The 22,156-nt window shown below is 40.8% G+C and carries 22 protein-coding genes; 13 read left to right on the plus strand and 9 right to left on the minus strand.

Annotated elements, in window-relative coordinates; translation table 11 throughout:
* The first annotated feature begins 499 nt into the window (after positions 1-499).
* Positions 500-904, plus strand: a complete 405-nt coding sequence (gene rnk, locus FTU01_RS09825; RefSeq protein ID WP_034171243.1) for a nucleoside diphosphate kinase regulator — start codon at positions 500-502, stop codon at positions 902-904.
* Positions 905-967: 63 nt separating this feature from the next.
* Here rnk and FTU01_RS09830 read toward each other — a convergent pair whose 3' ends face one another.
* Entirely contained in the window at positions 968-1,456 is a 489-nt protein-coding gene (locus FTU01_RS09830; protein ID WP_005236522.1) for a TIGR00645 family protein, read from the minus strand.
* Between the two features lie 401 nt (positions 1,457-1,857).
* Between FTU01_RS09830 and FTU01_RS09835 the strand changes: the two genes are divergently transcribed.
* From FTU01_RS09835 to ahpF, 4 genes are all read left to right on the plus strand, one after another.
* Positions 1,858-2,649 carry a tellurium resistance protein gene (locus FTU01_RS09835; RefSeq protein ID WP_159124512.1) on the plus strand — a complete coding sequence of 264 codons (792 nt, stop codon included), beginning with the start codon at positions 1,858-1,860 and terminating at the stop codon, positions 2,647-2,649.
* 16 nt (positions 2,650-2,665) lie between these two features.
* Entirely contained in the window at positions 2,666-3,799 is a 1,134-nt protein-coding gene (locus tag FTU01_RS09840) for a toxic anion resistance protein (protein ID WP_179993421.1), read from the plus strand.
* A gap of 37 nt (positions 3,800-3,836) precedes the next feature.
* Positions 3,837-4,754: a hypothetical protein gene (locus tag FTU01_RS09845; RefSeq protein ID WP_180138934.1), complete on the plus strand. Its 918-nt coding sequence runs from the start codon at positions 3,837-3,839 to the stop codon at positions 4,752-4,754.
* A 226-nt stretch (positions 4,755-4,980) separates the two neighbouring features.
* On the plus strand, positions 4,981-6,546 hold the full coding sequence (gene ahpF / locus FTU01_RS09850; RefSeq protein WP_180138935.1) for an alkyl hydroperoxide reductase subunit F: 1,566 nt from the start codon (positions 4,981-4,983) through the stop codon (positions 6,544-6,546).
* 247 nt (positions 6,547-6,793) lie between these two features.
* On the opposite strand, the gene FTU01_RS09855 is transcribed toward ahpF, so the two are convergent.
* From FTU01_RS09855 to FTU01_RS09865, 3 genes are all read right to left on the minus strand, one after another.
* On the minus strand, positions 6,794-7,048 hold the full coding sequence (locus FTU01_RS09855; protein WP_159123203.1) for a YfhL family 4Fe-4S dicluster ferredoxin: 255 nt from the start codon (positions 7,046-7,048) through the stop codon (positions 6,794-6,796).
* 3 nt (positions 7,049-7,051) lie between these two features.
* Entirely contained in the window at positions 7,052-8,443 is a 1,392-nt protein-coding gene (yegQ, locus tag FTU01_RS09860; protein WP_373686381.1) for a tRNA 5-hydroxyuridine modification protein YegQ, read from the minus strand.
* A 151-nt stretch (positions 8,444-8,594) separates the two neighbouring features.
* Entirely contained in the window at positions 8,595-9,005 is a 411-nt protein-coding gene (locus tag FTU01_RS09865) for a Cd(II)/Pb(II)-responsive transcriptional regulator (RefSeq protein ID WP_159123205.1), read from the minus strand.
* 85 nt (positions 9,006-9,090) lie between these two features.
* Here FTU01_RS09865 and FTU01_RS09870 point away from each other — a divergent pair, with 85 nt between their 5' ends.
* The 3 genes from FTU01_RS09870 (at position 9,091) to FTU01_RS09880 (ending at position 10,356) form a co-directional block, all read left to right on the plus strand.
* Positions 9,091-9,714: a cation transporter gene (locus FTU01_RS09870; protein ID WP_166135996.1), complete on the plus strand. Its 624-nt coding sequence runs from the start codon at positions 9,091-9,093 to the stop codon at positions 9,712-9,714.
* A 249-nt stretch (positions 9,715-9,963) separates the two neighbouring features.
* Positions 9,964-10,155 carry a hypothetical protein gene (locus FTU01_RS09875; RefSeq protein ID WP_227607384.1) on the plus strand — a complete coding sequence of 64 codons (192 nt, stop codon included), beginning with the start codon at positions 9,964-9,966 and terminating at the stop codon, positions 10,153-10,155.
* 18 nt (positions 10,156-10,173) lie between these two features.
* Positions 10,174-10,356 carry a hypothetical protein gene (locus FTU01_RS09880; protein ID WP_166136002.1) on the plus strand — a complete coding sequence of 61 codons (183 nt, stop codon included), beginning with the start codon at positions 10,174-10,176 and terminating at the stop codon, positions 10,354-10,356.
* Positions 10,357-10,424: 68 nt separating this feature from the next.
* On the opposite strand, the gene FTU01_RS09885 is transcribed toward FTU01_RS09880, so the two are convergent.
* Together FTU01_RS09885 and FTU01_RS09890 are read right to left on the minus strand one after the other, a co-directional pair.
* Positions 10,425-12,839 carry a membrane-bound PQQ-dependent dehydrogenase, glucose/quinate/shikimate family gene (locus tag FTU01_RS09885; RefSeq protein ID WP_180138937.1) on the minus strand — a complete coding sequence of 805 codons (2,415 nt, stop codon included), beginning with the start codon at positions 12,837-12,839 and terminating at the stop codon, positions 10,425-10,427.
* Between the two features lie 368 nt (positions 12,840-13,207).
* Positions 13,208-13,987: a ferredoxin--NADP reductase gene (locus FTU01_RS09890; protein ID WP_005236496.1), complete on the minus strand. Its 780-nt coding sequence runs from the start codon at positions 13,985-13,987 to the stop codon at positions 13,208-13,210.
* 105 nt (positions 13,988-14,092) lie between these two features.
* Here FTU01_RS09890 and tsaA point away from each other — a divergent pair, with 105 nt between their 5' ends.
* Positions 14,093-14,812, plus strand: coding sequence for a tRNA (N6-threonylcarbamoyladenosine(37)-N6)-methyltransferase TrmO (gene tsaA / locus FTU01_RS09895; RefSeq protein WP_180138939.1), 720 nt, complete (start codon positions 14,093-14,095; stop codon positions 14,810-14,812).
* 52 nt (positions 14,813-14,864) lie between these two features.
* Here tsaA and FTU01_RS09900 read toward each other — a convergent pair whose 3' ends face one another.
* The gene (locus FTU01_RS09900) at positions 14,865-15,935 is read right to left on the minus strand and encodes a hypothetical protein (protein WP_180138941.1); all 1,071 of its coding nucleotides are present in this window, start codon (positions 15,933-15,935) and stop codon (positions 14,865-14,867) included.
* A 129-nt stretch (positions 15,936-16,064) separates the two neighbouring features.
* The gene (locus tag FTU01_RS09905) at positions 16,065-17,330 is read right to left on the minus strand and encodes an MgtC/SapB family protein (RefSeq protein ID WP_180138943.1); all 1,266 of its coding nucleotides are present in this window, start codon (positions 17,328-17,330) and stop codon (positions 16,065-16,067) included.
* 212 nt (positions 17,331-17,542) lie between these two features.
* On the opposite strand from FTU01_RS09905, the gene FTU01_RS09910 reads away from it, so the two are divergent.
* The 4 genes from FTU01_RS09910 to FTU01_RS09925 all read left to right on the plus strand — a co-directional run bounded on the left by FTU01_RS09910 (position 17,543) and on the right by FTU01_RS09925 (position 21,895).
* A complete protein-coding gene (locus tag FTU01_RS09910) occupies positions 17,543-19,300 on the plus strand; it encodes a GspE/PulE family protein (RefSeq protein WP_180033818.1) in 1,758 nt (585 codons plus the stop codon).
* A 96-nt stretch (positions 19,301-19,396) separates the two neighbouring features.
* Entirely contained in the window at positions 19,397-19,762 is a 366-nt protein-coding gene (locus FTU01_RS09915) for a NirD/YgiW/YdeI family stress tolerance protein (protein WP_034170733.1), read from the plus strand.
* 139 nt (positions 19,763-19,901) lie between these two features.
* The gene (locus FTU01_RS09920) at positions 19,902-20,573 is read left to right on the plus strand and encodes a response regulator transcription factor (protein WP_180138945.1); all 672 of its coding nucleotides are present in this window, start codon (positions 19,902-19,904) and stop codon (positions 20,571-20,573) included.
* The gene (locus tag FTU01_RS09925; protein ID WP_180138947.1) at positions 20,570-21,895 is read left to right on the plus strand and encodes a HAMP domain-containing sensor histidine kinase; all 1,326 of its coding nucleotides are present in this window, start codon (positions 20,570-20,572) and stop codon (positions 21,893-21,895) included. The genes FTU01_RS09920 and FTU01_RS09925 overlap by 4 nt, the downstream gene beginning before the upstream one ends.
* Positions 21,896-21,981: 86 nt before the next feature.
* On the opposite strand, the gene hemP is transcribed toward FTU01_RS09925, so the two are convergent.
* Positions 21,982-22,152 (minus strand): hemin uptake protein HemP, encoded by a 171-nt coding sequence (hemP, locus tag FTU01_RS09930; RefSeq protein ID WP_004784247.1) that lies wholly within the window; start codon positions 22,150-22,152, stop codon positions 21,982-21,984.
* Positions 22,153-22,156: the final 4 nt, after the last annotated feature.

The raw sequence follows: 22,156 nt of genomic DNA on the forward strand, positions 1-22,156 counted from the left end.
AATGGAGAAATCTAATCGGTATGTTATACCTGAGAGAAGAGTGAGGAGTTATCCAAGGGTTGTAAAAGGAAAACCTCAAAAATACCCAAGAAAAAGCCAGTCAATCTCTTAACTGACTGGCATTACCCTCAAGGGGGCTTTTTTATTGGGTGATATTTTTTCTGACTCATCTTCTGCTGCTAGCTTTTACGATGAGTTAAAAGGGAAGATAAGATCAAAGCTTAATCAATCCTATATAGAAAATACTTATCCTTTTATAAAACAAAGTTGAGAAATACAGATCCTATAAATCTGATTTCGAAAAGAGTATTGAGTTTTTCTAAAACTGGTTACATTCTTTGAAAAACAGCTTTATAAGTTGAGTTAAGACACAATTTTTTTAGCAGCTAAAAATAGATTTTTTATATTTGAACTTAATTTAATCTGATTAACCACTTAGAACCTAGATTCATTCGCTTTTTAAAGACTATTCAATCATTCATTAAACAAGGTAGTAAGAATGGCTAAACCAAAAATTATTTTATCTGAACAGGATGTGGAGCGTCTCGAAACCATGCTTGAAAATCAAGACAAGCTCAGTGAGACCATGCTTCAACTGGAAGATGAACTGGCTCGTGCTGAAGTGGTCAAGCCAGAGGACATGCCAAGCAATGTGGTGACCATGCATGCGCGTGCATTGCTGACGATTGCACCATCAACGGAGCCTGTAGAAATCACCTTAGTCTACCCGCATGAGTTTAAAGGTGAAAAAGGGCAAGTGAATGTCGTAGCACCGATTGGAACTGCAATCTTGGGCTTGGCAGAAGGACAGACCATTGAATGGCCACAACCTGATGGTCAGTTGATGAAAGTCACGATTGAAAAAGTGCTGTATCAGCCGGAACGAGAAGGTGACTATCTATAATTTTTTAGTTAATTCGCCAATATAAAAAGGCCCCTATAATCGGGGCTTTTTAATATCCATGTTTTAATGCTTTGTGAGTTTATCCAGATAACCCATAATAAATGCAGAAATCACAAAAGTCAGATGCATGATGATGTACCACATGATTTTGTCATTCTCGACGTTACGAGCATCCATAAAAATACGTAGTAAATGAATCGAAGAAATAGCTACGATAGAAGCAGCAACTTTTAGTTTAAGCGAATTGGCATCCATAGTGCCGAGCCAGTTCAGGCGGGTTTTATTTTCATCGATTTTGAGTTGTGAAACAAAATTTTCATAACCTGAAAACATCACCATCACAATAAGTCCACCAACCATGGTCATATCAACCAGGGAGAGAATTACCAAGATCAGGTCAGCTTCAGTATATTCAAAGATATGCGGCAGGACATGAATGACTTCCTGAAAGAATTTTAAGGCCAGTAATAATAAAGCGAATGATAAACCAAAATAGACAGGTGCCAAGATCCAGCGTGCGGCATACATCGTATTATGAAAAAAACGTTCCATTTTATTCTCAGGTTACCTACTTTATTGTTGATCTTGATCATAAATAATTCATGCTTAAAATTCGAGAATTATTTATGTTTTATAATGCCTTATAAGTATTCTTAAGTTTAAAAAAAGCTTAATTAAGACCATAAATTAACTTGGCATTTATTGTGCTTATCCTTATTTGGTTGATTATTAGCCTATTTGAGGCTGATGGGAAAGGTTATAGAGAGCAACAGCAGGCTAGAAGCAAAATGATTCATACAAGAAATGACTGTAGGCCAAACTTAATTCCAACAATATCTTCAACGTATATAAAGAAAATTCTATGGCTTGAAGCATTCCTTTGCAAAATGCTACATGTTATGTTGAATGAAAAGACGTACTATAAAAATCGAATTCATTGAGTTTAAAGGGTCATGTCACAGATAGATGTTTTGATTCCAATCCAAGACATTGCAGTAGAGCAGAGCGAGATTCTAAGTATCAAGCGCAACGAACTTGTGCCTTTACTCCACGATCAATACAAGCTGAATCATTATGCGGACTCACTTATTCAGGCGCAGGCAGTACTATTAAATGGGGTAGATCCCCATCTGACCCAACAACTGAGCCATACTATTGAACAGCTGATTCACATGCTGGCTCAATCAAAAAAATATTTTAAAAAACGTAAATTTAATGCCTTGCAGAAATGGCTGGGTATTGATCTGGACTATGGCTCAAGTCAGGTTGAATACTATAAAAAACTGGACTATTTACTGGATCAGGCAGATCACCTTAGCCGTAAGTTGCAAATTGAAATCCAGAAATCCCAATCGCGATTCCAGCAGCTGATCGGTTTACGTGAGCAAATGGCCAAGCATATTGTGGCAGCAGAAGAATTTTTATCTGAATATCCGCAGTTTGTCAGGAATCAGCATCCACTGGATAATTTTTCTGAGCGGCTGTCAAAAAAGGTGCATACCTTAAGAACCTTGCAAAGCAGTAATGACATTGCCATTACCCAGATGCAATTATCCCAGCAACTGTCTTATAGCCTACTGGATCGGTTTAAAGAAGCGCAACAGGTGCTGATTCCGGCCTGGCAATATCATGTCAAACAAAGCCAGACGAAACACTCGACAAGTGATCTGGAAAAACTTGATAATAGCCGGGACAATTTGATTAAAACGTTAAAAAAGTCACTCGAGAAACCCTCGAATACATAACAATATAAGGTGAAACATGACCAAATCTGATGTAGTAAATTTACCTGTCGAAAGCTCAACTGAACTGACTGAACAGAAGTTTCAGCAAATGGATCTCAAAGAGCTGGGCTTGCAGCCTGCCGATTTTCAGGGGGTCTTGGCAGCACGTAAAGAACTGCAGAATATGAGTCATAATAGTGTGGCCGAATATGGCAAAAATATAGCCACCAAAACTTCAAGCTATACCGATGAATTGCTGAATCTGGTACAAAATAAAGATCTGGATGCAACCGGTCAAAAGCTGAATCAGGTGGTGCAGGTGGCACAGCAACTGAATACCAGCAGTATCTTGAACAAGAAAAAAAGTTCAGGATTTCTGGGCAATATCATCAGCAAGTTTAAAGGGGTTAAAGATAACTTTGACTCGCATTTCAATACCACCAAAGAACAGATTGATGTGCTGGTCAAGGAAATTGAAACATCGCAATCCGGATTAAAAGCCCGCGTTGATACGCTGGATAAAATGTTCGATGGGGTACAGGAAGAATATAAACAGCTGGGTATTCATATTGCAGCTGGACGTTTACGTGAACAGGAATTACAGCAGGAAATTGCTGCGCTCACAGCTTTGCCACAAGATCAGAGCACCACGCAAAAAATCTATGACCTAAATCATCTAGCCAATAATCTGGAAAAACGCATCAGTGATTTACAGGTATTGCAGCAATCTGCGATGCAGACTTTGCCTATGATCCGGATTATTCAGTCCAATAACCTGATGCTGGTGGATAAATTCTATGCCATTAAAAATATCACATTGCCAGCATGGAAAAACCAGATCAGTCTGGCCATTTCACTGAATGAACAGAAGAACAGCGTACAGCTGGCCAATACCATTGATGATGCGACCAATGAGCTTTTACGCCGTAATGCAGATTTATTGCATCAAAACTCGGTCGATACGGCAAAAGCCAACCAGCGTTCTGTTATTGATATTGAAACGCTTGAACATGTGCAAAATACCCTCATTAAAACTGTTAATGATGTGATTCAGATCCAGAAAGAAGGTGTACAGAAACGTACTGAAGCAACGGTACGTTTAAGAGCCTTACAAGATAATCTGAATCATTTGGTGATTGAATCAAGTACCAGTGGATCTAAACCCAACTAAATGCAGTAGGGCCAAGATCTAAAAAAAGGAGTAGAGATTGCCGCCCTTAGATGAATATGCTGTAAATCCTCAGGAAATCAAGCAAGGGGTCGTCGCACTCAAAAAGCGTCAACGTAATTTGATGCTTTTGGGACTGACCACCTCTACGGTCTGTATTGCATCCGTGATAGGCCTGTTCTTTCAGCAGGAAATGGTTTATGGCTTTTTTGGCCTGAGTACTCAGCTTCAACAGCTGCATTTACCAGTCAGTGTCGATGCTAATCTGGCCAGTATTGGGGATAGTCCGGATTATTTCTTTGCTCTATTAAGCTGGTTTGGCTGGCTGATTCTGAAAATCTTTACCTCTTTTATTGGTGCATTTTTTCTGGTTGGATTGCTGAAGAAGTTTCGCTTCTTCTATGTGCGCTTTCAGTCTTTCATATTGAAGTTTGTAGGCTGGCTGATTTCCTTTATCGTGATCTGGTCAGGACTGACTTATTGGCAATATGACCTGAGAAATGACCGTGAAGACGCTTATCAGCAAGTGGTCTATTACGATAGTAATATCAATGATAGTGAAGTGGCTCGTTATCTGGTTGATTCCGATATTGCTTCACCGGTGAAATCTTATTTACTTGCCCAAACTGCACTCTTGCATAAGCCTGTGGATCTATCCGCAGCCAGACCTTATGTCGCACAAGTAGTTGAAGCAGAGCGGCAGGATAACAAGTTTGAACAATACGGATTTAAACCGGAACAGATCTGGACCATGCAGCAACAGGTCTATGGCAAAAGTCTAACGCCTGTGGCACAAAGTGTAGATCGTCAAGCCCAGCAAGCCGAACAAGTCAGCAAGATTACCAATGTCATCATTATTGGCATTGCCATCTTATTTGCCTTGCTTAGCTTAATCATATTTGTACTAGCTAATTCAATTAAGGGGCGTTCGCTACGTATTGAACAGCGAATCTTCTAAACTTAAAAATGCTCCTTTAAAAGGAGCATTTTTATTTTCCAATCTATATTCGGTTTCTTTGGGATAAAAGGCATAAATTCTAGCGATAATAAAAAATAAAATGAGGAGATGGTTTTTGATCTATAAAAACGATCATTAAGATAAAAACAAACTGTTTTACCTATTTTTGTTATTCACTTAATATAGCTTCATCGAATAAATATTTACTCCCTTGGAGACGTTAGCAATGTTAGATCAAAATACTTCAGCTCAATTAAAAACACTACTTGAACGTTTGGAGGGCCCGATTGAATTAGTGGCAACTCTGGATGGCTCTGACAAATCAGCCAAAATCAAAGAACTGGTTGAGGAAATCGCGCAACTTTCTGATTTAGTGACTGCCCGTTTTGACGGTACCAACAAACGTGCACCAAGCTTTGGTGTGGCAAAAGCCGGTGAACAGCCTCGTGTGTTCTTCGCAGGCTTGCCGATGGGCCATGAGTTTACTTCCCTGATTCTGGCATTGCTGCAAACTTCAGGCTATGCACCAAAAGTCTCTGCCGAAGTTCTGGAATCGATTAAAGGTTTAGGCATTAAATCTGACTTTGATGTATTTGTCTCTTTAAGCTGCCATAACTGTCCTGATGTGGTGCAGGCATTGAACCTGATTGCCATCTATAACCCGGGTACAACAGCAACCATGATTGATGGTGCTTTCTTCCAGGAAGAAGTAGAAGAACGTAAAATCATGGCCGTACCGATGGTCTTCCAAGACAATGAACATATCGGTCAGGGTCGTATGACGCTGGAAGAAATCATTGCCAAACTGGATACCAATGCCGCAGCCAAAGCTGCTGAAAAACTGAATGCCAAAGATGCATTTGATATCCTAGTGATTGGTGGTGGACCTGCAGGGAATACTGCAGCGATCTATGCAGCACGTAAAGGCATCAAAACTGGCATCGTGGCTGAACGCATGGGCGGTCAGGTGATGGATACCATGGACATCGAAAACTATACCTCAGTGCAAAAAACCCAAGGTCCGAAATTTGCCGCTGAAATGGAAGCACACGTTCGTGAATACGGTGTTGACATCATGAACCTGCAACGTGTTTCTGACATCAAAGGTGCAGATCGCACAGCCAATGGTCTGGTAGAAGTGACTTTAGAAAATGGTGCGAAACTTGAATCTAAAACTGTGATTTTATCTACCGGTGCACGCTGGAGAGAGATGAACGTTCCGGGTGAAGCAGAATACAAAACTCGTGGTGTAGCGTACTGCCCACACTGTGACGGTCCATTGTTCAAAGGTAAACGTGTAGCGGTAATTGGTGGTGGTAACTCCGGTGTAGAAGCTGCGATTGACCTTGCAGGTATTGTTGAGCATGTAACGCTGGTTGAGTTCGATACTAAACTTCGTGCGGATCAGGTATTGCAGGACAAACTGAACAGCTTGCCAAATACGACTGTGATCAAAAATGCACTTTCTACCGAAGTGATCGGTGATGGTTCACAAGTCACAGCGTTGAAATACAAAGACCGTGCAACTGATGAAGAGCACACTGTTGAATTGGCAGGTATCTTCGTTCAGATCGGTTTGTTGCCGAACACTGACTTCCTGAAAGGAACCGATGTTGAGCTAACTAACCGTGGTGAGATTGTGATTAACGAGCGCAATGAAACCAATGTCAAAGGTGTGTTTGCTGCAGGTGACTGTACCACTGTTCCTTACAAACAGATCATCATCGCGACTGGTGAAGGTGCCAAAGCATCATTATCTGCCTTTGATTACATCATTCGCTCTGGTCAGTAAAAAAAAGAGCACCTGGAATCCCCACATTCCAGGTGCTTAATCTCAAACACCTATTATTATTTTCGCTTTATAGGAACTCAGGATGCTAACACCCGGGTTCCTTTTTTTAGTTATTGTTAGATCAGCCAAAAGCGTCCCCAATCGCTTTTAGCTGTTCCTTTCCTCTGGACAGTTTTTGTTTTCAACCCTTATTTTTATCTTTCCCCAAGGTTGTTCTTAGATGAAGTCATCAGACTTCATGCATCATTCAAGCTTTGAACAGATTCAAACCTTTAAATTTCTCCATTAACTGTTCTTGCGTTTCCCGATGCTCTGGATGCGGCACAATGCATTCAATCGGACAGACGGCAATACAGGTTTGATGATCATAGAAACCCACACACTCGGTACAACGATTGACATCAATTTCATAAAACTTCTCGCCCTCATAAATTGCTTCATTTGGGCATTCCGGTAAGCACATATCACAGTTGATACATTTATCGGTAATCAAGAGCGCCATTTTTTAACTCGCCTGATAAGCCAATGAAGAGGCTGAAATGTCTACAGATGATGATGGCAGATTACGGATCAGCAGAGCATACTGCATATCGACATCTGCTGGTATTGGAATTTCAACGATATGACCTGAACCTTTAGCATCTTCAATCAGATTGCCTTGACGGTCTTTGATCTCAGTTAAGGTAAAAGTGATGTTGCCTTTAGTGGTCATCAGCTCTAGTGAGTCACCAACGACAAAACGGTTTTTCACATCAATCTTGATATAGTCACCATTACGCTCTAATACTTCCCCACAGAACTGCTGATGATCGAAACTCGATGAACCATTTTCATAGTTTTGATATTCACTATGTACATGACGGCGTAGGAAGCCTTCGGTATAACCACGATTCGCCAGACCTTCTAATTGAGTCATCAATGAAGGGTCGAATGGCTTACCAGCAAGCGCATCATCAATGGCTTTACGGTAAATCTGCGCAGTACGCGCACAATAGAAATAAGATTTGGTCCGACCTTCAATTTTCAGAGAGTGTACGCCAATCTTGGTCAAGCGTTCCACATGCTGTACAGCACGCAGGTCTTTGGAATTCATAAAATAAGTGCCGTGCTCATCTTCTTCAGCAGCAAACATATCTTCGTCATTACGTTGCAATAACACGGGTTCATCAAACTGGTGTTGAGCGATTTTATGGCTTTCATCCATATCTTTTGAACAACAGCCAGAATCAATATTTTTAACCGGGATCACATCGCCCGTTTCATCTTCTTTAGCTTCAAGTACCTTGTATTCCCAGCGGCAAGCATTGGTACAGGCACCCTGATTGGCATCGCGTTTGTTCATGTAGCCAGATAGCATGCAACGACCAGAATAGGCCATGCACAACGCACCATGTACGAACACTTCGATTTCGATATCTGGAACTTGCTGTTTGATTTCTTCGATTTCTTCGATGGACAGTTCACGTGACAAAATTACGCGAGTAAGTCCCATATTCTTCCAGAACTTTACAGTTGCCCAGTTCACAGCATTTGCCTGTACAGACAGGTGAATGTCCATGTGCGGGAAATGCTCACGCACCAGCATGATCAGACCAGGATCGGACATGATCAGCGCATCCGGCTGCATTGCCACGACTGGTTCAAGGTCACGAATAAAATTTTTCAGTTTGGAGTTATGTGGCTGAATATTCACCACGACATAGAATTTTTTGCCAAGCTTATGCGCTTCTTTGATGCCAATCGCCAGATTGTCATGGTCAAATTCATTATTACGAACACGCAAGCTATAACGCGGCTGGCCGGCATAGACTGCATCTGCACCATAAGCAAAGGCATAACGCATGTTTTTTAGGGAGCCAGCAGGTGAGAGAAGTTCGGTAACGTGAGAAATGCTCATGATGAAATCGAAAGACATATAAAAAGTACGTCTTTATTCTAGTCATCTGAAATCAGGATTCAACCTAGTAAATAACTCGGAATTGGCATAATTTAACTCAATTTCAAGTTAAAAGATAAACAGTAAACGATTTAAAATATCCATAAATATTTCAGCTATTTTCAATAGATTCCAGTGTTTTTAAAATCTGGCAATGATTAATCGTGGTTGGGGTATTACAGCTTTCGCGAAGCGCCATTAACTGCTGTTTAAATAATTGTAATTCTTTAATTTTATTTGAAATATCTATAAGGTGCTGATCAATCATCTGGTTAACTTCACAGCAATCCTGTTCAGGATTCTGTTCCAGCTGAATCAGGTATTCAATTTCTTTTAAAGACATGCCTAAAGCACGACAGCGTTTGATAAAAATCAAGCGTTTTAAGGCCTCGTCGCCATAATAACGATACTGGTTACTTGCTCGAAAATTCGGCTGAATCAAACCTCTTTTCTCATAAAATCGAATGGTATCAGTGCTTAAATCAGTTTTCTTGGCTATATCAGAAATCAAATAATGTGACATAAATACCTCAGGCTTGACCTTGGAGTGACTCCATAGTTTCTAATGACTTTATCGCATTCAGGATAAAAAATCATCGGAGAATAATATGGCCTGTAGTTGTAGTCATGAACCCGCGCCGCCCAAATCTAATAGCAAATTTAGAACAGCTTTATGGATTGCATTATTGATTAACCTGACCTTATTTGGTGTGGAGCTGATCGGCGGTGCTTATGCACATTCATCAGCGTTATGGGCAGATGCGCTAGATTTCTTTGGAGATGCTGTGAATTATGGTATTTCTCTGGCGGTGATTGGTGCAAGTCTGTATTGGCGTGCAACAGTTGCTCTGATTAAAGGATTGACCATGGCAGTATTTGGTCTGGTCGTCATTGGCAAAGTAATTTATGCCTTTATGCAAGGTATTCCACCTGAAGCCATTACGATGGGGATCATCGGGGTATTGGCCTTAATCGCAAACGTTGTCACAGCCATAATTTTATATGCTTTCCGGGATGGCGATGCCAATATGAAATCAGTCTGGTTGTGCAGCCGTAATGATGCAATCGGCAATGTGGCCGTCATTTTTGCAGCAGTGGGAGTCTTTGGCACTGGCAGTCTATGGCCAGATGTTATTGTTGCATTCATTATGGCAAGTCTAGGCTTAAGCGCTGGATATCATGTGGTGAAACAGGCTCTAGCTGAACGAGTATTGAAGCATGAGTCAGCCTGATCCTTAATATTAAATTTAATTATGAAAAAGCTGCTGATCAGGCAGCTTTTTATTAGCCTTAAGTCTAAAAAATAGATGAAAAATAAAGCTTTACAAATGCGATAAATTTAGGAAGAATCATGCGCGAAATTTAGAAAAGATTCATATAACTAAACAATTTAAATTTTTTAGTGTTTTTGAGGGGGAGCAATGAGCTTCATAAAACTACTTTCACTTTCAACTATTATACTGATGACTGGGTGTAGTTCTATGGTCGTCACTTATGATGCATCGGGTCAGGTGATTGGATCATGTAAAGCTACACGTGGTCTGCTTTCAACTGCTAGTGCTCATTGTAATGGATCAGGCAATGCAATTGGCGTGAACTACAATACGGTGGATGCCAAGACAGGTTTATTGCCAGTACCACCAAGTCAAAATCAGATTCATTTAGCACCATAAATCTTAGAGGGGAATATCATGAAATTATCAACACTTATTGCATTAGCAGCGACTATTGTACTAACTGGTTGTGCATCAACAGTGACTACATTTGACTCACATGGCCGTATGATTGGTTCATGCAAAGCAGAAAGCGGTTTTATTATCGGTGGTGGTGCAGGCTGTTCAGGTTCTGCAAACCAGGAAGGTCGCGATCGTTAATTTTTAATGATGATTGCAATAAAAAAACCGAAGCCTAAGCTTCGGTTTTTTCTTTATTCATCAAAAAATTATTTTTGATCAGGTAAAGCAAAGGCAATAATATAGTCGCCAACATCTTTAGAGTGGCTTGCACCACCTGCAGAAATCACAACATATTGTTTGCCAGTTTTTGGAGATTTATAAATCAGCGGTGCAGCAACAGCAGCAACAGGAAGCTCAGCTTTCCACACTTCTTTACCAGTTTTTGAATCCAACGCACGTAGGTAATAATCCTGAGTACCTGCGAAGAACACCAGACCAGAAGCAGTTGAAGTAGGACCACCCAGTGTAGGCATACCTAAAGGAATTGGCATATGGGTTTTAACACCTAATGGACCCAATTCTTTGGCTGTACCCATAGGTACTTCCCAAACGACTTTTTTAGATTTCAAGTCGATGGCAGTCATGGTACCAAATGGAGGTTTGTTACAAGGAACACCCAGTTTAGACTGCATGATGTCAATTTTCACACCCGCATAAGGACCAGCCAGTTGTGGACGTACTGTGCCCATGAATCCTGGTACTTCGTCAGTTGAGATATGATATTTACTCATATCTTCTTTACGAACCAATGACATACGAAGTGGCATACGCATATCGTTGACGTACATCATGCCAGTAGATTCATCAATGGAGATACCACCCCAGTTGAAACCACCAAGCAGACTAGGCCATTCGATATATGGTTTTTCACCAGGTGCAGTGTATAGACCGTTATAGACAGAATCTTTAAAGTCGATACGACAAGCCAGTTGGTCAAAGGTTGAGATGCCCCACATATCCTGCTCAGTCAATGTTGCATTACCAATTTGTGGCATGCCAACAGAGAATGGTTGGGTAGGAGAAAGTTTTTCACCTTCAGCACCATTGGTGTCGACTGGACGTTCTTCAACTTTAGTGACTGGTTTACCAGTACGGCGGTCAAGAACGAAGATTTGACCCATTTTGGTAGTTTGAATCAACGCAGGCACTTTTTTGCCATGATCATCAGTCATGTCGTAAAGCACAGGTTGTGACGGCAAGTCATAATCCCAGACATCATGGTGAACAGTTTGATAAGACCAAACAGTTTTACCAGTCAAAGCATTTACCGCAACAATTGCAGAACCAAATTTTTCTTTAGCTCCGTTACGGTCACCGCCCCAGTAGTCAGGAGGACCATTACCTGTAGGCAAGTAAACCAGATTCAGGTCTTTGTCATAAGTCGGGATGGTCCACATGTTAGGTGTTTCTAAAGTAAAGCCTTTGCCATCTTTAGGTTCACCAACCAGTTCAGGATTACCGACATCCCAAGCCCAAGCCAATTGACCAGTACGAACGTCATAAGCACGGACAACACCAGAAGGCTCACCATGCACAATATCACGTACCCAACCGCCTAATACAGCGACATGACCCGCAATCAGTGGGGTCGAGGTTGGGTGATAACGTTTACTTTGTTCAGTTGGGCCCATGTCATGCAAGACATCGACTTGACCATTCACACCAAATTCTGGACATAAAGCACCAGTTTTGGCATTTAAGACAATTAAACGGCCATCAACAGTAGAAGTCAGGATACGTTGTGGACAAGCTTTAATACCCGGTGCTTGTAAGTCTGCTGCAGTTAAAGATTTGTCTTTAGTTGCATCATAGTAACCAACACCACGGCAAGTGATATGCTCTGCAGTTTTTGCATGTGGATCATATTTCCAAAGTGCTTTACCACTGTCACCATCAATTGCTGAAATGATGTTAGTCGGTGTACATGAATATAAAGTACTACCAATTTGAATTGGTGTATTTTCATCGACACCGGCAGAAGTATCACGACCAGTGTGATAAGTCCAAGCCACTTTTAGATCTTTGACATTTTCAGGGGTAATGTCAGTGTACGGTGCAAAGCGGGTACCGTTACCATTACGACCGAAATATTCCCAGTTGTCTGGGTTTTCTGCATTCGGTTTAGCCAGTGCAGGGTCTTGTACGATATCAACAGGATTGAGGATTTTGCCGTGTGGGAAGAACGCAGCAATCAGGGCTGCGACACAGGCAAAGAAACCGGCAAAGCCAACAAGATTGGCAGCTTTGATTTTTGCAGCATTGAGTGCTGGCAGGCTTTTGCTTGCCCACATGCTGAGGACAAACAGAATAGTTGGAACCACCAGACGTGGGATATATTGCCAGAAGCTCAAACCTTGAACTTCAGCAATAGACCAGAGGATGGTTGCAATAAAAGTAACAATAGAAAGCCAAAAACCAAAGGCTTTTTTCATCGCATATAAAATGGCGATTGCAACATAGGCAATCCCTGCAATGAGATAATAGCTTGTACCACCGAGGCTGAGTAATTTAGCGCCTTGAATGATCAAGTACAGCGCAACAAGTAAAGTCAGTACGACAACAAAATATCGATAGACTTTAGACCCTGTACGCTCGATAGAGGAGGGTTGTTCAGTGCTCATACCTTGCCTATAAAAAACGGCTTGGTTGCATAAACGGTGAAACAGGAGAATGGGATCAAAACAGATCGAATTAAAAGTTTACAGAGTTTATGTAACTAAGTTTTTAGCGAGGATAAATCCTCAGGAGAAATCAATTACAGTTACATATTCTAACATTTAAGAAGGAATTTTTGACTAAAAAATATAATGTGAGTATTGATATTTATCATTTAATTTATTGTTTTAAACAATTGTGTTTTTCTAAGTGTCCTGATTATAAAAAATTTTAAGTAAAGAATAGCTTGGGTTAATTCTTTCAGATTAAGACTTATTGGATATAAAAAACGCATGCTTAAAGCATGCGTTTTGAGATTGCAAAGGAATTTAGGTTATTTTTCAACGAATGCACGTTCAATCACGTAATCGCCCAGAACACCCATACGTGGAGATTCTTTCAGACCGTGTTGATCTAGCAGTGCAGCAACGTCGTCCAGGAATGCAGGAGAACCACATAGCATTGCACGGTCAGTTTCAGGGTTGAAACGTGGTAGTCCGATTTTCTCGAATAATTGACCAGATTCAATCGCAGTGGTTACACGACCTTGAGTATGGAACTCTTCACGAGTAACAGTTGGGTAATACACTAATTTTTCTTTAGCGCCTAATTCACCGAAGAATTCATGGTTTGGAATTTCGTTCAAAATCAAATCTTGATAAGCCAGTTCTGAGATGAAACGTGTACCGTGAACCACGATAATTTTTTCAAAACGTTCATAGGTTTCTGGATCACGGATTACAGAAAGGAAAGGTGCAAGACCAGTACCCGAAGAAAGCAGGTACAAGTTTTTACCTGGGTTTAAGTCATCAAGAACCAAGGTACCTGTCGGTTTTTTAGATACCAGGATTTCGTCACCCACTTTTACTTTTTGCAGGATAGAAGTTAGAGGACCATCTGGCACTTTAATTGAGAAAAACTCTAATTCTTCTTCGTAGTTTGCACTCGCGATTGAATATGCACGCATTAACGGCTTACCATTGACTTCAAGACCGATCATCACAAACTGACCGTTTTTAAAACGTAATGCAGTGTCACGAGTCGTTTTAAAAGAGAATAAAGTGTCATTCCAATGGTGGACGTGAGTAATCTTTTCGACGTTAAAAGCAGCCATTAAAGGTCTCAATAAGTTATCAAATTAGAACAGGTTGCTATTCTAATCTAAATTCATTCTCTATAAACTGAATATATTTAATTGAGCTTATCAAAAAAAGTGATTATGACCGAACTCACTCTGCCGATTATTGGCTATATGCATTCTCCCTATAAAGAAAAGTTTGGCATCCCGCGTCAACCTAATTTGGTACAGGTTGAAAGCTATGTTGAAATGACCGGCCCATATAATGATTTACTCGCATTTGAAGGTATCGAAGAGTTTAGTCATCTCTGGTTAGTCTGGCAGTTTCATGATAATAAAAATCAGCAGAGCCAGCAATTTCGTCCGCAGGTTCGTCCACCCCGTTTAGGTGGTAACAAGAAAATAGGTGTATTTGCTACACGGAGTATGTACCGTCCTGCACCCATTGGTTTATCAGTCGTGAAATTAAATCGTGTCGAAAAAGTCGGTAAAAATGTCCGGGTTTATGTCACAGGAAGTGACCTGTTAGATGGAACGCCGATTATAGACATTAAACCCTATATTCAATATTCGGATGCAGTACCTGAAGCGCAAAGTGGCTACGCGCAAGATGAACCATCACGTAAGTCCGTGATGTGGAGTAAGGACGCTGAACAGCAAAAAAAATTATTATTAGAAAAAGGAACAATATCTGCTCAATTGCTAGAAGAACTTGAAGCCGTTTTATCTCTCGATCCTAGACCGGCATATCAGGATGATGAGAACCGAGTTTATGGAATGAAGTTTGCGGATTTGGATGTGAGGTTTTTGGTAAGAGAGTTATCTGTTTATATATCAGAAATAGAATATATTGAATTGTGATTGAAGAAACTAAGATAAGCGTATCTTATATACGCTTATCTCTAGTCATATTTTACTTCAATTTACGATATTTATCAATTTCTTGACTAGCAGTAGAGTTGAAAACAGTACATTCTTTTTGTAAAGATTGAATATATAACTCTTGTTCTAAAATTTCCTCTGCATCTGTAAGTTTATCAGACTTAAGGTCTTTTAAAATTTGTGTTTCAATTTCAATTTCTTTATTTAAAGAGTAATAGATACCTGATTTATTGTACTCGCCCATACGATATTTATTATCAACTTGCACAAGAGCACTAATATATTCATTTGGGTAAATTGAATTCGAGATGAAAGCGTTATAACTACCTAAATTTATAGTTTTATATCCTTCAGAGAATATGTTCTGGAAACTATCATAAGTCTCATATGGATTTTTATACATCATAATGAAGTCTTTACTCGAAGATAAACTTAATCCTCTTAAGCACTTTGAGCCATTTGGAAATGTCTTGCCTTTAAGTTTGGAAAGATAAAATTGTGCGAAATCACCATAATTATCCAGCTTAGGTTCTAAAGAGACTAGATACAGATGAGTATCTATGTATTCACCCAATAGTTTACCCGATAGATCGACTAACTCATATTTTTCAGTTAATTGAAGGCCTGTATGTCCAATTTTAGAGGATGGAATATAAGTTTTCTCAGTCACCGAGTTTTTTAGAAGTGATCCAATTTTATAGCCTAATTCAGGATCTTTATTTAACTCTAATTCGTACAGACCTTCATTGGTTAAGTAATCACCAAAAATATACAGTTCATTTATATCAAGATTTTCCATATCTTTTAGGTTGCTTAAATAGTCTACACGGACATACTGCGTATCTCCTTTACTCGTAAAAGTGAGTTTGTCGAATAAATAATCGGAGCCAGTAAAATATGAAGGAGAATAGGCAGACCATTCAGAATCATTTATTGTAGTATTTCCAGTTCCAGTTCCAGTTCCAGTTCCAGTTCCAGTTCCAGTTCCAGTTCCAGTTCCAGTTCCAGTTCCAGGGTTTGAATCAGAAGAAGAGGAGCCCCCACCACAAGCACTTAGCATGAATGCACTAAAAATTGCGAGTGATAAATTCTTAAATTTCATAAAAATCCCTATAAAAAATCGTAGTAATAAAATTGTTTTTTAAAATAAAGCAGACTAATTATAGCGAATAAATATAAAAATTAAATTTGCAAAATATATAAAAATTAACTATTTAAATATACTTAACAATCAAAATACCATCCACCAAAAAATACCGATCAACACCGCCATATGTAAAATCTGTATGGGCGCAAAATACAATGCGAATTTAAAGCCGCCTGTTAAGGCTGCATTGACCGACTTAGCCAAAGCATGAGCGCCTAAGCCTAGGAGTAAGGCATAGATCAAACGGGTATTGGAGGGATCTCCTTGAATGACCACACTGGCCATTGCGGCATGAATTTCAAATAAGGACGCAAATAAAGTACCAGCCAGAAGACCAGCATTGCCCAGTAATATTTCCAACCCGTAAACTCCAGCCTGAATCAGGGTTAATGCAGCAGCGATAATCACAGCTTCTTTGAGACTAAACATTTTACTATCAGAAGATTCTGGAGACTCCTGATTTTTAGCAGGTTCAGCTTTATGTAATAATACAAATGCACATGCAGCCAGAATAAGCATAGCCACCAATGAAGGTAGGAGCAGAATTTTTAGCCAGTCCCAAGAAACGCCTCCCACTACAATAAACAATAGAACTAATGTCGAAATGCAGGACATCAGGGCAGCACCAGCATTGGATTTTGCATCCATTTCACCTTTACGGACCTGTATCCCCAGTTGAGCAATAGTTGCGGTACTGGAAACAAAACCTGAAGCAATTGAAGACAGCATCAAAGCATTTTTAGTTGAAAAGAAACGTTTAGCGATATGTGCCAAAGCTTGAACTACCAGTATTAGAGTTACTAATTTTAAAATCAGATAAGGGTTCAGCACTTCACCCCATAAAGGCCGGTCAGGGGTTAGCGGTAAACCAATCAGAATCAAGGCTAATAATAGTAATCCATCCCTAAATTCAGCCTCAGTAATCCACTGTCCGGCAATATTATGCATAGAGTGTTTGGCCATTAAAATTATCGTGATCAGAACTGCTAGTCCTGCAGCCAGAGGAATATTCCATAAACAAATCGCCCCAATAAAATAGGTCATGATAAAGGCCAATTCAGTGGTTATCCCAGGGTCTTCTATCTGATTTCGGATAGAAAAAATGACAATACCGCCAATAATGAGTGCACCAGCTAGGCCCATTGCCATTCCGAATAAAAAGCACAATGCGCCTAATAAAGCACAGATCGCAAAAGAGCGTAGCCCGGCAAAACTGGCCTGTTCTTCACGCTGTTTATGCCGTTCACGTTCCAGACCAATCAATAAGCCACATCCTAAGGCGGCGGTCAGGAGGGTAAGCAGCTCATGAAAGGAACTACTTTCATTTAAGGGAACTACGTTTAAATCCATACCCGGTCTCAGCGATTGAATAAGATATCCTGATTGAAATATAGGCGAAAAATTGACACATCGACAAGCAGAAAAAGGTTATGAACTCAAACCCATGTGATGTGTTTATCATTTATGAGAAACAATATTGCTTTTAAGTTTGGAAGTCGCGATGGAATGCGAAAAACAGGAAAAACTTGTTATAGTGGAGGCAGTTTTGGGGACCATCGATCATGAAATTTGATTTTGAAATTGATACAGGCTGGTGTTTGGATCAGCTTTTAAAAGACGGAAAAATAACTGAACGTGACCGGATGCGAGTTCAGACCACACATCGTCAACGTGAACAAATAAAATGGCATCCCTTACAATGGATCGCGCACTTTAGTCTGGTTGATCAGTCCCATCCTCAAAGTACTTTGACACTCAACCGCTTATGCCAGTGGCTGGCAGAAAAAACCGGTTTAATGTTCTATATTATCGATCCGCTCAAAGCTGATGTGCAGGCCTTGACCAATGTCATGTCACAGGAATATGCATTGCGTAACCGTATTCTGGCAGTAGAAATTCAACCAGATAAAGTTCTGATTGCTACAGATCAGCCTTATAAAACTGAATGGGTCTCAAACCTCGAACAGAATATTGCACCAAAAAAAATTGAACGGGTATTGCTCAATCCGGAACAGCTCCAGCGTTATATTGTTGAATATTATCAGGTGAGTCGTGCAGTCAGTGGCTCACAAAAATCATCTGCTTATGACCGGGAAAATAAAGGCGTAGAAGCCTTACTGCAACTGGGTGATTCACAGAATCCGGATGCCAATGACCAGCATATCGTGAAACTGGTAGACTGGGTGCTGCAATTTGCCTTTGAGCAGGGTGCCAGTGATATTCATATGGAACCGCGCAAAGACACCGGCAAGATCCGTTTCCGGATTGATGGAGTATTGCATACCATCTATAACATGCCAGCCAATACCTTGACCGCAGTTATTTCCCGAATCAAGATTCTGGGCCGGATGAATGTGGCAGAAAAACGTAAACCACAGGATGGTCGTTTAAAAACTCGGACTCCAAAAGGGCAGGAAACAGAACTGCGTTTATCGACCTTACCCACCGCATTTGGTGAAAAGCTGGTAATGCGTATATTTGACCCAGAAGTTCTGGTCAGAAGTTTTCAGCAGCTCGGTTTCGAAGGGCATCTGCTCAATGACTGGAATAATCTGACCAGCCATAGTCACGGTATTATTCTGGTCACCGGACCGACCGGTTCTGGTAAAACCACCACACTGTATTCCACTTTAAAGCAGCTTGCGACTGAGCAGGTGAATGTCTGCACGATTGAAGATCCGATCGAGATGCTGGAACCAAGCTTTAACCAGATGCAGGTCAATAACGGAATTGAACTGGGCTTTGCAGATGGTGTACGTGCACTGATGCGTCAGGATCCTGACATTATTATGGTCGGCGAGATTCGTGACCAAGATACGGCCAATATGGCGATTCAGGCAGCATTAACCGGTCACTTGGTACTTTCTACCCTGCATACTAATGATGCGCCGTCGAGTCTGACCCGCTTGCATGATCTGGGCGTACAACCATTTTTAACAGCAGCGACTATCCTAGGGGTTCTGGCTCAACGTCTGGTGCGTAAGCTATGCCCACATTGTAAGCAGGAGAGTTTCCTGGATGAGCAGGAATGGCAACATCTGGCAGTGGACTATCCTTTACCACGCCCAGAATTTGTCTTTAAAGCGGTTGGTTGTGAAGAGTGTCGCCATACCGGTTATAAAGGCCGAATCGGGATTTATGAATTTATGCCGCTCAGCCTGACCACCAAGCAATTGATCGGAGCGGATGCTAACCTGAATCAGTTACGTCAGCAGGCAAAAAAAGAAGGGGTAGAACCTTTACGGATTGCCGGTGCTCGCAAGATTCTGGAAGGGGTCACCACGCTTGAAGAGGTTTTAAGAGTTGTGCCATTAAATTAAATTCTGAAGATGAAGTAATCTTAAGATTCAATTCATCTTTGGCTGTTTTAATAGCATTATCGAAACAGGGCAAGACTTTAAAAAGAGGTAACTGCAATGAAAATGATGATGAATACTGTTTTAGCAGCAGCATTAATGGGTTCAATTGGGACTGTCGCAGTTGCGAGTAGTGAAACTGCGGTGAATCAGGCTGCATTTGCTAAAACGACTACAGTTAAGCAAGCATTGACCATGAAAGATGACAGCAAGGTTCAGCTGAAAGGTTATGTGGTAAAAGCTGTCGGTGATGAAAAATACCAGTTCCGCGATAATACTGGCACCATTACTGTCGAAATTGATGATGAACTTTGGCAGGGTAAACCTGTATCAGCTAAAACACCTGTGGTAATCATTGGTGAAGTAGACATTGACTATAAACCTGCGAAACGTGTTGAAATTGATGTCGACCAAGTTCAGTTCTAATTTCAGCATAATTTCCTGAACTGAATCTGAAGACAGCAACAAAAAACCACATGCAAGTTACCAAAAAGCATGTGGTTTTTTTTTTGAGTCTGGAACTTTTTCAAGGCAAGATAGAAAGATAAAATAAGCGGAGCATAGCATGCGTATTCTTTTGGCAGAGGATGATGAATCTCAGGCGGAAAGTATTCAAACCTGGCTGGAAATGGACGGTTATGTGATTGATCGGGTTGATCGTGGGGATCATGCCATTCTGGCGATTCAACAGCATCAGTATGACTGTATTTTGCTGGATCGTAGCCTGCCGAATGCAACTGGAGATGACATTCTTAAAAGCTTGCGCAATAAACAGAAAGATACGCCCGTTATATTTATCACCGCCAAGGACAGTATTCATGATCGGGTTGCAGGACTCGATCTGGGGGCCAATGATTATCTGGTAAAACCTTTCAGTCTGGAAGAACTTTCCGCTCGCGTACGTGCCCAGCTCAGACAGAAACAGCAAACGCCAAATCATATCCTGGAATGGCAGGATCTTAGTCTGGATACTCAGGCCAAGACCGTAATGAAGGCGGAACAGAGCATTAATCTGACTGCAAAAGAATTCCAGATTTTATATAAGCTGATGCAAAAACCAGAACATATCATTACCCGAGAACAGCTGGAAGAATCACTCTATGCCTGGGGAGATGAAATCGAAAGCAATGCGATTGAAGTCTTTATTTATCAGCTACGTAAAAAAATTGGCAGTCAGATGATTAAAACCATTCGTGGCTTGGGCTACCGGATGCATAAACCCGAGGCCTCCATATGAAGGCACCCATTTCCCTGCAAAGTCGGCTGATTCAACATGCCATGTTCAGTTCCATACTGGCAGGATTTCTGGCGTGGCTGCTGTTATTGGGAATTTCCAGCTATCAGGCGATTGATCTGCATGATGACCTGATGGAGGAAATTTCAGAGTTACTTCTGGGAGATGTTAACCAGGCCAAAAATACGCAGGTTGATGAAATCAGTGAGCAGTTTGATATTCAATATGCCTTACTACTGAATCAGCAGGTACTGACCACTTCAATTGATGATGAACTGATTAATGAGATACCAGTTGCACAGAAAAACGGGTTTCACTTTGATTATGAAAATGGTCATTTTATTCGAATTCTGATTGCTGAAGATCAAGATTTGAAAGTGAAAGTGGTACAACCGCTTTCGGTACGCTTTGATGAGCTTTGGCAAACGACTTTAAGTTTCGCCGGGATTTTATTTATCCTATGGATATTACAGTGGCTGATTTTACGTTTTGCCATTAAGCGGCAATTAAGACCTTTAAATAAAATTTCCCGAGAAATCGGTTCTAAATCTGCACAGGATCTCACTCCGGTTCAAAGTCCTGATCCTGAAATTACTGAACTGCAACCGATTGTCCGTCAGCTGAATGCCATGTTGAGCAGGCTGGGAAAGTCATTGGCTGCCGAGCAACGTTTTACTGCCGATGCTTCACATGAGTTGCGTTCCCCATTGTCTGCCATTCAAATGCGTTTACAGGTGCTGAAACGTAAATATCAGGAAGATGCTCAACTTAGGCAAGCGTTACAGATGATTCAGAATGACGTCAACCGCGGAACGCAGATTCTGGAAAACTTACTGCTATTGGCTCGGCTTGATCCAGAACATGCAGAGCAGTTGCCCAAACAGCAGGTGAATCTTAAAGTATTGGTTCAGGAGGTCTTACAAGCTTTACAACCTTTTGCTCAGGAAAAAGAGATCCACTGGAACTTAAAACTTGAAGATGCAGTGATTGAAGCAAATGCAGAGCTGATTTTTAGCTGTATCCGCAATCTGGTTGATAATGCCATTCGTTACACGCCGATGCAGGGACAGGTCGAAATCAGGACGATAGTTGAAGGTCAGAATCTACAACTTATGATTGAAAATTCGGGAGAGGGAATTCAGGAAGAAGTTGTTCAACGTTTAGGTGAGCGTTTTTACCGCGCCTTGGGCACGCGAACACAAGGTTCAGGTTTGGGATTGTCGATTTGTCAAAAGATTATGCAGTTACATACGGCCAAGATTGATTATGCGCCGTCAGTTTTGGGTGGGCTTAAAGTTTCATTAATTTTTCAATCTGAAGAATAAAGATATTAGATATAGCAATTAAAAAAAGCAGTATGCGCTGATTCATACTGCCTGTTCCCACGTTTATTATTTTTGGAGTATTTAAATTACTTAGTCAGGATGAGACGATTGTTACGAGTCAAACGTAGACGGTATTCTTCACCCGCATGCATGATCCGGATTTCTCGTCCTAGCGCAAATAAATTGTTCGAATGCAACATCGGTAGCGCATGCTGAGTATCATTATTGCGGGTAAATAGGCTAAATGGTGCGTTCATTCCG

The organism is Acinetobacter sp. YH12043 (assembly GCF_013419915.1).
Classification (GTDB): Bacteria; Pseudomonadota; Gammaproteobacteria; order Pseudomonadales; family Moraxellaceae; genus Acinetobacter.

Excerpts from the sequence above, each read along its gene's own strand:
- FTU01_RS09905 (WP_180138943.1), bottom strand. The coding sequence starts at position 17,330 with ATGGATTTAAACGTAGTTCCCTTAAATGAAAGTAGTTCCTTTCATGAG.
- yegQ (WP_373686381.1), bottom strand. The coding sequence starts at position 8,443 with ATGAGCATTTCTCACGTTACCGAACTTCTCTCACCTGCTGGCTCCCTA.
- hemP (WP_004784247.1), bottom strand. The coding sequence starts at position 22,152 with ATGAACGCACCATTTAGCCTATTTACCCGCAATAATGATACTCAGCAT.
- ahpF (WP_180138935.1), top strand. The coding sequence starts at position 4,981 with ATGTTAGATCAAAATACTTCAGCTCAATTAAAAACACTACTTGAACGT.
- FTU01_RS09925 (WP_180138947.1), top strand. The coding sequence starts at position 20,570 with ATGAAGGCACCCATTTCCCTGCAAAGTCGGCTGATTCAACATGCCATG.
- FTU01_RS09835 (WP_159124512.1), top strand. The coding sequence starts at position 1,858 with ATGTCACAGATAGATGTTTTGATTCCAATCCAAGACATTGCAGTAGAG.
- FTU01_RS09915 (WP_034170733.1), top strand. The coding sequence starts at position 19,397 with ATGAAAATGATGATGAATACTGTTTTAGCAGCAGCATTAATGGGTTCA.
- FTU01_RS09885 (WP_180138937.1), bottom strand. The coding sequence starts at position 12,839 with ATGAGCACTGAACAACCCTCCTCTATCGAGCGTACAGGGTCTAAAGTC.
- FTU01_RS09865 (WP_159123205.1), bottom strand. The coding sequence starts at position 9,005 with ATGTCACATTATTTGATTTCTGATATAGCCAAGAAAACTGATTTAAGC.
- FTU01_RS09830 (WP_005236522.1), bottom strand. The coding sequence starts at position 1,456 with ATGGAACGTTTTTTTCATAATACGATGTATGCCGCACGCTGGATCTTG.
- FTU01_RS09855 (WP_159123203.1), bottom strand. The coding sequence starts at position 7,048 with ATGGCGCTCTTGATTACCGATAAATGTATCAACTGTGATATGTGCTTA.
- tsaA (WP_180138939.1), top strand. The coding sequence starts at position 14,093 with ATGACCGAACTCACTCTGCCGATTATTGGCTATATGCATTCTCCCTAT.
- rnk (WP_034171243.1), top strand. The coding sequence starts at position 500 with ATGGCTAAACCAAAAATTATTTTATCTGAACAGGATGTGGAGCGTCTC.
- FTU01_RS09920 (WP_180138945.1), top strand. The coding sequence starts at position 19,902 with ATGCGTATTCTTTTGGCAGAGGATGATGAATCTCAGGCGGAAAGTATT.
- FTU01_RS09900 (WP_180138941.1), bottom strand. The coding sequence starts at position 15,935 with ATGAAATTTAAGAATTTATCACTCGCAATTTTTAGTGCATTCATGCTA.
- FTU01_RS09875 (WP_227607384.1), top strand. The coding sequence starts at position 9,964 with ATGGTCGTCACTTATGATGCATCGGGTCAGGTGATTGGATCATGTAAA.
- FTU01_RS09880 (WP_166136002.1), top strand. The coding sequence starts at position 10,174 with ATGAAATTATCAACACTTATTGCATTAGCAGCGACTATTGTACTAACT.
- FTU01_RS09910 (WP_180033818.1), top strand. The coding sequence starts at position 17,543 with ATGAAATTTGATTTTGAAATTGATACAGGCTGGTGTTTGGATCAGCTT.
- FTU01_RS09890 (WP_005236496.1), bottom strand. The coding sequence starts at position 13,987 with ATGGCTGCTTTTAACGTCGAAAAGATTACTCACGTCCACCATTGGAAT.
- FTU01_RS09870 (WP_166135996.1), top strand. The coding sequence starts at position 9,091 with ATGGCCTGTAGTTGTAGTCATGAACCCGCGCCGCCCAAATCTAATAGC.
- FTU01_RS09840 (WP_179993421.1), top strand. The coding sequence starts at position 2,666 with ATGACCAAATCTGATGTAGTAAATTTACCTGTCGAAAGCTCAACTGAA.